At 71.3% G+C, this 10,704-nt stretch carries 9 protein-coding genes; 3 read left to right on the forward strand and 6 right to left on the reverse strand.

All coding sequences use genetic code 11. The features are described from left to right. Positions 1-76: 76 nt before the first annotated feature. Positions 77-1,900: an AMP-dependent synthetase/ligase gene (locus ABZ883_RS01810; protein WP_360899807.1), complete on the forward strand. Its 1,824-nt coding sequence runs from the start codon at positions 77-79 to the stop codon at positions 1,898-1,900. A gap of 15 nt (positions 1,901-1,915) precedes the next feature. On the opposite strand, the gene ABZ883_RS01815 is transcribed toward ABZ883_RS01810, so the two are convergent. The 6 genes from ABZ883_RS01815 to ABZ883_RS01840 all read right to left on the reverse strand — a co-directional run bounded on the left by ABZ883_RS01815 (position 1,916) and on the right by ABZ883_RS01840 (position 7,694). Next, the gene (locus ABZ883_RS01815) at positions 1,916-2,806 is read right to left on the reverse strand and encodes a serine protease (protein WP_360899810.1); all 891 of its coding nucleotides are present in this window, start codon (positions 2,804-2,806) and stop codon (positions 1,916-1,918) included. A 191-nt stretch (positions 2,807-2,997) separates the two neighbouring features. Further along, positions 2,998-3,945 (reverse strand): lysophospholipid acyltransferase family protein, encoded by a 948-nt coding sequence (locus ABZ883_RS01820; protein WP_360899813.1) that lies wholly within the window; start codon positions 3,943-3,945, stop codon positions 2,998-3,000. Continuing rightward, positions 3,945-4,736, reverse strand: a complete 792-nt coding sequence (locus ABZ883_RS01825) for a GNAT family N-acyltransferase (RefSeq protein ID WP_360899816.1) — start codon at positions 4,734-4,736, stop codon at positions 3,945-3,947. Before ABZ883_RS01825 ends, ABZ883_RS01820 begins: the two co-directional genes overlap by 1 nt. A 135-nt stretch (positions 4,737-4,871) precedes the next feature. Continuing rightward, positions 4,872-5,423, reverse strand: coding sequence for a MarR family winged helix-turn-helix transcriptional regulator (locus ABZ883_RS01830; protein ID WP_360899819.1), 552 nt, complete (start codon positions 5,421-5,423; stop codon positions 4,872-4,874). A 14-nt stretch (positions 5,424-5,437) separates the two neighbouring features. Beyond that, complete coding sequence (locus tag ABZ883_RS01835; RefSeq protein WP_360899822.1) at positions 5,438-6,970, reverse strand: FUSC family protein; 1,533 nt, start codon at positions 6,968-6,970, stop codon at positions 5,438-5,440. Positions 6,971-7,040: 70 nt separating this feature from the next. Beyond that, complete coding sequence (locus ABZ883_RS01840; RefSeq protein WP_360899825.1) at positions 7,041-7,694, reverse strand: TetR/AcrR family transcriptional regulator; 654 nt, start codon at positions 7,692-7,694, stop codon at positions 7,041-7,043. A 359-nt stretch (positions 7,695-8,053) separates the two neighbouring features. On the opposite strand from ABZ883_RS01840, the gene ABZ883_RS01845 reads away from it, so the two are divergent. Together ABZ883_RS01845 and ABZ883_RS01850 are read left to right on the forward strand one after the other, a co-directional pair. Next, a complete protein-coding gene (locus tag ABZ883_RS01845; protein ID WP_360899828.1) occupies positions 8,054-8,509 on the forward strand; it encodes a cupin domain-containing protein in 456 nt (151 codons plus the stop codon). Positions 8,510-8,905: 396 nt separating this feature from the next. Next, entirely contained in the window at positions 8,906-10,156 is a 1,251-nt protein-coding gene (locus ABZ883_RS01850; protein ID WP_360899831.1) for an MFS transporter, read from the forward strand. Positions 10,157-10,704 lie beyond the last annotated feature (548 nt).

Raw genomic sequence — 10,704 nt, forward strand, 5'->3', positions numbered from 1 at the left:
CGGCCCCGGCCGGACAGTGCGTGAGAGATCGGTTACGTTACGCTCCCGGCCCGCTCCAACCCCACGAGGAGCACGCGTGCGCGCCTTCAGTCTGCCCGCACTGGTCCCCGCGACCCATGTCGGCGGGCTCGCCGACATCGTGTTCGAGGACGCGGCGCGGGTGCCGGACGAGGTGCGGATGGGCCGCAAGGAGGACGGCCGGTGGCAGGACGTGACCGCCGCCACGTTCCGTGACGAGGTCATGGCGCTGGCGCGGGGACTGCTCGCGCACGGCGTGCGCTTCGGCGACCGGGTCGCGATCATGTCGCGGACCCGGTACGAGTGGACCCTCTTCGACTTCGCCCTGTGGACGATCGGGGCGCAGCCGGTGCCGGTCTACCCCACCTCCTCGGCCGGGCAGCTGCGCTGGATCCTGCACGACACCGGTGCGGTCGGCTGCGTGCTGGAGCACGAGGACCACGCCATGACCCTCGGCTCGGTGATCGAGCACCTGCCCGCCGTGACGCGGGTCTGGCAGCTGGACAACGGGGCCGTCAAGCAGCTCATGGCCGACGGCGAGCGGGTCGGCGAGGACGTGGTCCACCGGCACCGGCTGGCGGTCACCCCCGACGCGGTAGCCACCGTGATCTACACCTCGGGGACCACCGGCCGCCCGCGCGGCTGCGTGCTCACCCACGGCAACTTCATGGCCGAGTGCGACAACGTCATCGCCCACTGGCGGCCGATCTTCGAGACCGGCACCGCGGAGCCGCCCTCGGTGCTGCTCTTCCTGCCGCTGTCGCACGTCTTCGGCCGCATGATCCAGATCTGCGCGGTCCGGGCCGGGGTGCGGCTGGGCCACCAGCCGGACATGTCGGCGGCAGCCCTGCTGCCAGATCTCGCCGACTTCCGGCCGACGTTCATGCTCGCCGTCCCGTACGTCTTCGAGAAGGTCTTCAACGCCGCGCGGTCCAAGGCCGAGGAGGGCGGCAACCTCGGCGTCTTCGACCGGGCCGCCGACGTCGCGGTGCGCTTCGCCGAGGCCCGCGAGCGGCGCGCCTTCGGCACCGGCCCCGGGCCGAGCGCGGCGCTGCGCGTCCTGCACCGGATCTACGACCGGCTGGTGTACGCCAGGGTGCGCGAGGCCCTGGGCGGCCGGGTCCGCAACGCGGTCAGCGGCGGCTCGACGATGGGGCGCCGGCTGGGGCTGTTCTTCGAGGGCGCGGGCGTGACGGTCTACGAGGGGTACGGGCTGACCGAGTCCACCTCCGCCGCCACCGCCAACCCGCCCGGCAAGGTGCGCTACGGCACGGTCGGGCACCCCGTGCCCGGCACCTCGGTGCTGATCTCCGAGCAGGACGAGATCCTGCTGCGCGGCCCGACGGTCTTCTCCGGCTACCTCGGCGACCCGCAGGGCACCGCCGAGGCGCTGCGCGAGGGCTGGCTCGCCACCGGCGACCTCGGTTTCCTGGACGAGCAGGGCTATCTGACGATCACCGGCCGCAAGAAGGAGATCATCGTCACGACCAGCGGCAAGAACCTCTCGCCCGCGGTCCTGGAGGAACGCGTCCGCGAGCACCCCTTGATCGAGCACTGCCTGGTCATAGGCAACGACCGGCCCTTCGTCACCGCGCTGGTGACCCTCGACGGCGAGGCCGCCGCACGCTGGCTGCGGCTGCGCGGCAGGCCACCGGCCGGACTGCGCGAGCTGGTGCGCGACCCGGAGGTGGAGGCGGAGGTGCGGCGCGCGGTGTCGGCGGCCAACACGCGGGTGTCGAAGGCGGAGTCGATCCGTGCCTTCCGCGTGCTGGCCGCCTCCTTCACCGAGGAGGAGGGTCTGGTCACCCCGTCGCGCAAGCTCGTCCGGCGGGCCGTCGAGGAGGCCTACGCCGCCGAGATCGACGCGATGTACGGGCGCTGAGCGGCGCCGGGGGCGTCACGGCTTGGGGAGCGTGCACCCCGCCAGGCCGAGGTTGAACTGGTTCCCGGTGGTCACGCACGCGCCGATCCCGTAGGTCTCCTCGGCGTAGTTGATGCCCTGGCGGACCGTGACGGTGCCGTTCTGGTCCACCTCGCAGGGATTGTTGAGGGTGCAGCGGCCGCCGTCCTCGTTGCCCGTGTTGTTGATCGCCACGACCTTGCCGGTCGAGGTGTCGATCACCGGTGAACCGGAGGTGCCGCCGATGGTGTTGCACGCGGAGGTGTAGCGGACCGAGTCCTTCCAGGTCCAGTCGCCCTCCTTGAGCCGGTGGACGAAGCCGTCGATGTTGCAGGTGTAGATGGTCTTCCAGTAGCCGGAGACCACTTTGATCGCGGCGCCCTGCACGGGATGGGCGGCCGAGAGCTCCAGCGCGGAGATGCCGTAGGAGGACTGGATCTGCGCGTAGGTGCGGTTGAGTTGGTACACCGAGATGTCGGTGTCGGTCATCGTCGCGTAGGCGAGTTTGGTGGCCCGCAGTGTGGCGACGTTGCGGCCCGAGGCGTTGAGCAGCCCGAAGGTGCGGGTCGAGGACTGGTTGAGCAGCACCTCGCCGGGGTCCAGGAAGCCGCTGGTGAGGCAGTGGCCGTTGGAGAGCACCAGGGCGGGGTCGGTGGACGCCGAGGCCGGGAAGCGGATGAGCGAGCCGGAGCAGTTGCTGAGCGACACCGTGCCGGCGAAGTTCACGGTGACCGCGGCGGGCGCGGCGGGTGTGACGGGCACAGCGGTCCGTACACCGGTGGCGTCCCGGCTCGTGGCCGAGGCGGGCGCGGTGGACAACCCGAGGCAGGCGACTGCCGCGAGGGCGGTCAGAACGGCCGCCAAGGCACCTCTGAGAGGTCGTTTCATGTGGGGGGTCCTCTCGAGACCGAAGTTCTTTCGGTTTTGGCATGCACATTGTCATGACTGGAGAGGGCCCCGACAAGAGGGCATGGCGCGGCCCCAACGCGGGGGCCGGCGGCGGTCGTTGCGCGCGACGCGACGGTGCCCGCCCCCGCGGAGGCGGGGACGGGCACCGGGGGAGTCGCAGGCGCTGGGTGTTACGGGAGACTCGCGGCCGGCTCGGCCGGTTGCACGACGGGGGACGGGATGACGACCGGCGGCGCCACCTCGACGACCTCGATCACCTCGGCCGACGCCGGTACCGGCAGTGGCACCGGCTGCCGCGCCGCGGGCACCTCGACCTGGTGCGCCGCCCGGTCCGCCGCGAGGGCGAGGGCCCGGCGGTCGGCCCACGTGCCCGCGGGGATCGCCGGGAGCACCGACACCTCGGCGTTCAGCCCGCGGCCCGCCACCACCCGGTGCACCGAGTCCATCAGCGTGTCCTCCCCGACGAACGCCGGGGCCATGCTGCGCGTCCCGTCCGCCAGCCGGTAGTGGATCCGGATGGGCTGCACGTCGGCACCCGCGTCCACTGCCGCCTGGAACAGCGCACGGCGGTAGCGGCCCTCCTCACGGCCGCACCAGGTGCTGCCCTCCGGGAAGGCGACGACCGTGGCCCCGCCGCGCAGCGCCTCCCGCACCTCGCCGACGGTGTCCGGCAGGGTCCGGAACCGTTCGCGGTCGATGAAGATCGTCCGGCCGAGCACGCACAGCGGGCCGAGTACCGGCCAGCCCCGGATCTCCGACTTGGCGACGTTGCGTCCCGGGAAGACGGAGGCGATCAGCAGGATGTCCATCCAGGACACGTGGTTGGCGACCACCAGCAGCCCCCGGCCGCGCTCGCGCGCCGCCGGCGGGACCGGCACCCGGACCTCCATGCCGAAGGCCGTCACCACCGACCGCATCCACGTGCGGACCAGGGAGTCGCGCAACGCCGGAGGGCAGAGCACGGCCACCGGCACGGCAAGGACGATCCCGATCAGCAGGACCACGGCCACGGTGACGTAGCGCAGCGTCCGGCGCAGCCGGCCCACCAGGGGACCTTCGCCGGTCACGCACGCCTGCGGGGTGCAGGGCGAGACCGGCGACCACCACGTCGCGGCCATCAGGAGCTTCCGAGGGAGCCGAGCGAACCGATTGCGCCGAAGTGGCGCAGGTAGCGCTCGTCCGTGCGCTCCAGCGACAGCAGGATGAACAGGTCGGCGACACCGAACTCCGGGTCGTAGGCGGGCTCGCCGCAGATCCAGGCGCCCAGCCGCAGGTAGCCGCGGAGCAGCGCGGGCAGCGTGGTGCGGGCCGGGCGGGCCAGGCCCGTCGGGTCCCAGGGGCGGTGCGGGGTGACCCGGTACTCCTCGGGCGCCATGTACTTCGCCGAGACCCGGTCCCAGACACCGGCAGCGGCCGAGCCGCCGTCGGCGAGCGGCACCGAGCAGCAGCCGGCCAGCCAGTTGTGGCCGGTGGTCGCCATGTAGCGGGTGATGCCGCCCCACATCAGCGCGACGACGGCACCGTCGCGGTGGTCGGGGTGCACGCAGGAGCGGCCGACCTCGACGAGGTCGTGCTGGATCGGGGCGAGCCGGGCGAGGTCGAACTCGCTCTCGGAGTACGTGCGCCCCGCGCGGCGGGCGTTGGCGGGGGTCAGCAGCCGGTAGGTGCCCACCACGTCGCCGGTGTGGTCGTCCTTCACCAGCAGGTGGTCGCAGAAGGCGTCGAGGGCGTCGACGTCCAGGCCCGGTTCGGGCGTGTCCAGCACGGCCCCCATTTCCCCGGCGAACACCTGGTGCCGCAGACGCTGCGCGGCCCGCACCTCGGCCTCGTCCTGGGCGAGGCTCACCGAATAGCGGGGGCGTTCGCCTACGTTGTCGACAACGGGAGCGAGTTCGTACGAAGCGGTCATGGCGCGATTCCCTGGTCAGGGGGACGGGGACACCCCTATCTGTCCCGTCGGCGTCTTGCCTTGGCATGTCCTTTGCGGAGCGTGGAGATGTGCGCTCGCTGAATCACTGGGGGCGCCGTGCCGTTCGGTGCCGCTTCACCCGGAAAGCGCGCCCAAGCGGCCTTCGAGCAGCAGCAGCAGTTCGCCGAGGATTTCGGCCAGCTCGTGACGCCGTCCGTCCGGCAGCCCGGACAGCAGTCCCTCCTCGTACGCGAGCTGTTCCGGGAGCAGGCGGTCCACCAGCGCCAGGCCGGTGGGGGTCAGCCGCAGGTGCGAGACCCGGCGGTCGCGGTCGTCCGGGCGGCGCCCGATCAGGCCGCGCTCCTCCAGCACCTTGATCCGCTTGGTGACCGCCGCCCCCGACGCGAAGGTTTCACGTGCCAGACGTCCGGGCGTCAATTCGCCGCCGACGCGGCGCAGCGCGCAGAGGATGTCGTACTCCGGTCGGGTGAGGCCCTCGCGGTTCAGTGGCGCGTCGACGGCGAGTTGCAGGAGCGCGGTGCTCCGGTTCAGGCGCCCGATCACGGCGACGGGCGCGAAGTCCAGCTCCGGGTGCACGTCCTGCCACTGGCGCAGCACCGTCGCGACGGCGTCCTCCACGCGCGATGTCCTTCCCTCGTACGCCGGCGGCTCCGGCGGCGTCCGCATGATCGTACGCGTCGTCAAGCAGCGGTGACGGACCGGCCACCGCGGCGGACCGCCAGTGCGAGGTGCCCGCGCCGTTCCGCGTCGGTGATCCGCTCCTCGGGCAGGGGGCCGCTCCACCACTCGCCGGAGGCGGTGTCGGCGGCCTCGCGCAGTTCCAGCAGGGCCGCGGTGAGCCGGGGCTCCCTGGGCAGCGGGGCGGCGAGCTCGTCCTCCAGGAGGTCCAGGGCGGTGCCGACCCGCCGTCCGGCACGCCGGTTCGGAACCGCGAAGCACACCACGAGCCCGGCGGCCGCGCCCACGACGGTGTCCAGCCAGCGGTCGGCGACCAGCCGGCCCGCGGGCTGCAGGCCGGCGAACTCGGTCATGATCATGGCCATCGGCGTCACGAAGGCGCTGGCCAGCCAGTAGTTGCGGGCGATGGTGGCCTCCGCCGCGAAGTTGCACGCCAGCGCGGTCACGATCAGGGCACCCGCGCCGGTGGCCGTGAAGGGCACGAGCGCGGTGAACAGCAGCACACCCAGCAGGTTGCCCAGGACGCGCTGGAGCGCCCGCTGCCAGGACAGGGTGGTGTTGGCGGCCAGCACGGCGGCGGCGGTCACGACGGCCCAGTACGGACGGTCCACGCCGAGCGCCGTCGACACCCAGCCCGCCGCCGCGCTGCCGAGGCCGACCCGCAGGCCGATCGGGGCCAGGTGCCGCATCGAGGGGCCCCGGAACGGTGCCGTCAACGGCCCGGTGGGGGCTTCCGTGACCGGCGCGGCGCCCGTGTCCTCCGGCAGGGCCCGCGCCGTGCGCAGTTCCCGGGCCCAGGCGGAGAGTCGTCGCGCGCCCGCGGGGCCGGTGGCATCGGCGCGGGCCAGCAGTCGCTCCAGCCCCGCGCGGTGGGCGCCCGGCCCGGCGGCCCGCAGCGTGTGCCACGCGGCGTTCACGGCCGCGGTCGCCTCGTGCCGGGCGCGCGCCGTGGTCCCGTCGCTGGCCAGGACCCGCGCCCGTGCCTCCAGCGCCCGCACCACGGCGGCGCGCTCGGGGCCGTGCGGGCGCACCAGCGCCGGCGCCATGCCCACCAGCCAGGCGACGGCCCCGCCCAGCACCATCAGCCCCACGTGCGCGGGCACCTGTGCCGGGGTCTGCGGGACGAACGCGGCGCTCGCCGCGACGAAGGTGAAGATCACGTTCCCGGGGGGCCCGATCCGCGTCGCGTCGCACACCACCTTGTGCGCCGCGGCAAGCGCCGACGCGACGGCGACCCGTACCGCCGTCGCGTCGGTCAGCGCGGCGGTCGTCAGCGCGACCGCGCCGCCGGCCGCCATGCCCAGCACGACCAGCGCGAGCGTGCGCGCCCGCGCGGCGTACGGCAGCCCGTGCCCGTACAGCGCGCACAGCCCGCCGCCCGCCGCGTAGAGCACCAGGTCCAGCCGCCCCAGGGCCAGCAGCACCCCCTCCACGATCCCCACGGCGACGACCACGCTGACGGCCCGCTGGTGCCAGAGGTCCTTGACCGCGCGCAGCCGCAGGGCGTCGCGGAGGGGGTGGAGGAGGTTCGGCATGCCCACAAGCTTAACAGGTGTTTTACTCGTGAAATAAATCGCGGCCCGGAGGCTCCAGGCGAACGGCCCTTCAGCCGAGCAGCCCTCGAATGACCACCTCGGCCAGGGCCGCGGTCTTTTGCCGCCACTCGTCGGCCGATGAATCCGCCGCTTCATTCATCCGGTGCACGAGTTGCCTTTGGGTCATGACGACCGCGGGCCCGGTGAGTGCGCTGAACAGGACGTCCATACTCATGGCCGGCATCCGGCCCGAAGCGATGAGCCGCTGGGCGAGTGGTTCGAGCCTCTCCACGAATCGGCCGGTGTACTCGCTGTAGAGATAGTTCAGCCGGTCGGACGCGAAAACGGACTCGTCGGAGACGATGCGGTTGGCGTGGGGCATGTTCGCGGCCAGGGAATGGAAGGTCCTGACCACGCATGTGAACTTCTCGACGTCCTCGAGGTCGCCGTCGAGGATGGTGATGAGCTGCTGGATCGGTGCCCTGAGGGCATGGTCGAGCGCCGCGCGCCAGAACTTCTCCTTCGATCCGAAGCGGTCGTTGATGAAGTTGTGGTTGACCCCCAGGCGCTTGGCCAGTTCGCGCACGGACGCGCCCGAGTAGCCCAATTCGGCGAATGCTTCGAGTCCGCGCCGAAGGATCTCGGAATCGTCGAGGTCGACCTGCGGCGCTCTCGTCCGGCGGGTGTGGTCCGACCTGTCGTCCGTCGCGCCTTGTTGCGCCATTGACACCCCAACTCATCCTTCTGATTTCTTACGGGCCGAGCGGCGGAATGCCGGCGGGCGCCGTAAGTTCCTTCACTTTCCTCACGGTTCGCGACAAGCCTCTTCTCGGCGACGAGATGCGGCGTCCGATCGGAAGATTACCGTCGCCCCTTGACGGGGGCGGGCAGCGGTCCGGCCGGGTGTGCTGCGGCTCGGGGTGGGACCCCCGGTCCTGACAGCTGTCAGGGGCGGCTAATCTGACAACTGTCAGGCGCCGGGGTCGACCGCGCCTGCTTCCCTGTGAGGAGTCCTGGGTGAGCCTTCCCATGCCGCAAATAGACACCGACGACCCTCGCTGGACGAAACGTGGAGCCATCCATGTGCCCGCCGGCGAAGGCATCACCAAGTGGGTGTCCGACAACGTCTACTCCGTCAAGGTCCACACCGACATCACCGACGGGCACCTGGGCTTCGTCGAGGCGGATGTACCGCCCGGCGCGGGGCCGGTGGCACATGTCCACAACCGCAACAGCGAAGCCTTCTACCTGCTGGACGGTGAACTGGAGTTCCTCAACGGCGACGAGAAGATCATCGCGCGGTCGGGGGACTTCCTCTACGTCCCGCCGGGCATCCGGCACCGCTTCCTGAACAAGAGCACCCGTCACGCCAAGATGCTCTTCCTGTTCACCCCCGGTGGCCCCGAGGTCCTCTTCATGCGGGGCGACGAGCCCGTTCCCGGCGTGCCGGCCCCCCTGTGGGACGGCGAGCGGTTCGCCGCGTACGGCGCATCACTCGCCGACCTGGACGTCGACTCACCTGTGATGCCGGAGAGCTGACCTGGTGTCCGCGACGGCTGCATCTCCGTGACGTCCTGTAGGCGACCAGTCGCCTACAGGTCGTATCGATGTCGCGCCCCGCAAGAGCGAGTGGTAGCAGCGTTACCGCGGCTCACGCGCGGACGCGGAGCGGATCAGCCGGCCCCAGGGCCGCGATCCGCTCCGCGTCCGCGCGTTCAGTGTTGGGGGACGTCGGGGATCCCCAAGAGTTCGGGCACCGTAAACCCGCCGATGATCTTGTGCTCGCCGGTGTGTTGTGTTTGGTGAAAAAATGGGCGAACCATTGAGGTTGGATTGCGATCCGGCCGTCGCGGTCATCGCGGCCTTCCCAGAGATCCCCGGATTCGCGCTCTCGACCCCCTGATGTCCAGGTCCACTGATCTACCGAAACCTCCTATGCGATTTCCAGGACGAAAGCCCCGCCTGCAACTGCCGCGGCAGTTCTACGGCGTGTGGGCCGCGGTGACCGTCTCCAGTCTGGGGGACGGCATGCGGCAGGTTGCCCTTCCCCTGCTCACCGCCGACCTCACCGACGACGCCCGGCTGGTTGCCCTGGTGGCTTTCGCCGGACAACTTCCGTGGCTTCTGGTCAGTTTGCTGTCCGGTGTCCTCGCCGACAGGCTCGAGCGCCGTCGTGTGCTGTGGCTCGTCGACATGGCGCGGGCAGCGACCATGGCCGGTGTCGCGCTCCTCACGGTGTTCGACGCCCTCTCGATCCCCTTGCTGGCCGCGATCGCCTTTCTGCTGGGCTGCGGCCACACGCTCTACAGCGGCTCCTGGGCCGGCCTCGTGCCCTCATTGGTTGCGCCCGAATCGCTGACCAAGGCGAACGCCCGCCTCCAGGCGAGCTGGTTGATTGCCGGGAGCCTGCTGGGCGCCCCGGTAGGAGCGGTCCTTTACGAGATCACACCGGCACTCCCGCTCGGAATCGACACCCTGTCATTCATGGCCTCCGCGGGATTCATTCTCCTGATGACGGGCGGCCGTCCGGCCGGGTCCGGTGAGGCTCCTTCCGAGCGGCGGTCCCTGCGTGAGGACGCCCTGAACGGGCTCGGCTGGTTGTGGCGGCACGCTCTGCTGCGTCGTGTGTGCGCCATGTCCGCTCTGGTCAATCTCGTGGTGGCCGGCCTGATGTCCGTTCTGGTGCTGTACGCGCGGCACACGCTGGAACTGGGAAGCTCCGGCTACGCCCTGCTGGTGTCGGTGTTCGCGGTCGGCGGGATCGCCGGTGTGCCGCTCGCGTCCTACCTGGGAATCCGGCTCGGCCCGGTCCGCGTGCTGTGGCTCGGCTCACTGATCATGGGGGGCATCTGCGCAGGCCTCGGCCTGGCCGGGTCCGCCACGGCAGCGGTGCTGTTCGTCGCCTGCTACGGAGCGGTGAGCCTGGTGTGGAACGTCACCGCGGCCACACTCCGCCAGTCGCAGGTCCCGGCCGGTCTGCTCGGCCGGGTCTCCATGACCTTCCAGATGGTCAACGTGGGCTCCGGCGCCCTGGGAGTCCTGCTGACAGGACTGGTCTACTACGGCATCGGCCCTCGGGCTTCGTTCCTCGCCGGAGCGATCCTGCTGTGCCTGGCCAGCGTGTTTCTCATCGGCTCCCGTGTCGAGGTCCCTGTTGACGAGCCCGCCGGGGTGCCCGCCGGCTGAGAACGCGCTGAGAAGCGCGGCCTCCGGCAGCCAGTGCCCATGGCGCGGATTCCGCCCGGCAGGCCAATCCGCGCGCTTGTCGGCCCTCGTGGACACGGCTCGGTCGTTCCTGGGCGGTGTGGGGCACGGTCAGCGCCTGCGATGCCACCATGCCGATTCCGGGTCCGCCGTCGGCTCGTTGTGCGTTCGTGCGAGCAGCACGACGTCCAAGCGCTCCACGTGCGCCCGGAGTTCGGCGGCGGCCCTTGGCGGAAGCATGAACAAGGCCTCTTGCAACTTGTCCCGCGCCCAGCCCTGGCCGCAACACCGGCAGAGGAACTCAGCCTCCCAAGGCCTCCACCGCCGACTGGTGCCGTGCACGCGCACGGACCACACGCTCAGCGCCACTGCCACGATGCCAGGAGACAACCGCTCCCGCTCGAGTACGCGGATGGCGGCGTTCGACGCTCCGGACAGGCCAGAAACGTCGCGATACCGCATCCAGGGTCTTCGCCGGCCGCGTTCCCGCGACCGCAGCTCAGCTGGTGTTCTGCGCGGCACGGCCCCTT

Origin of the sequence: Streptomyces sp. NPDC046977 (assembly GCF_040644455.1) — a bacterium.
Classification (GTDB): domain Bacteria; phylum Actinomycetota; class Actinomycetes; order Streptomycetales; family Streptomycetaceae; genus Actinacidiphila.

Bases quoted from the DNA above. Each gene is read 5' to 3' on its own strand.
- ABZ883_RS01815 (WP_360899810.1), bottom strand. From the start codon at position 2,806: ATGAAACGACCTCTCAGAGGTGCCTTGGCGGCCGTTCTGACCGCCCTC.
- ABZ883_RS01820 (WP_360899813.1), bottom strand. From the start codon at position 3,945: ATGGCCGCGACGTGGTGGTCGCCGGTCTCGCCCTGCACCCCGCAGGCG.
- ABZ883_RS01825 (WP_360899816.1), bottom strand. From the start codon at position 4,736: ATGACCGCTTCGTACGAACTCGCTCCCGTTGTCGACAACGTAGGCGAA.
- ABZ883_RS01830 (WP_360899819.1), bottom strand. From the start codon at position 5,423: ATGCGGACGCCGCCGGAGCCGCCGGCGTACGAGGGAAGGACATCGCGC.
- ABZ883_RS01835 (WP_360899822.1), bottom strand. From the start codon at position 6,970: ATGCCGAACCTCCTCCACCCCCTCCGCGACGCCCTGCGGCTGCGCGCG.
- ABZ883_RS01840 (WP_360899825.1), bottom strand. From the start codon at position 7,694: ATGGCGCAACAAGGCGCGACGGACGACAGGTCGGACCACACCCGCCGG.
- ABZ883_RS01850 (WP_360899831.1), top strand. From the start codon at position 8,906: ATGCGATTTCCAGGACGAAAGCCCCGCCTGCAACTGCCGCGGCAGTTC.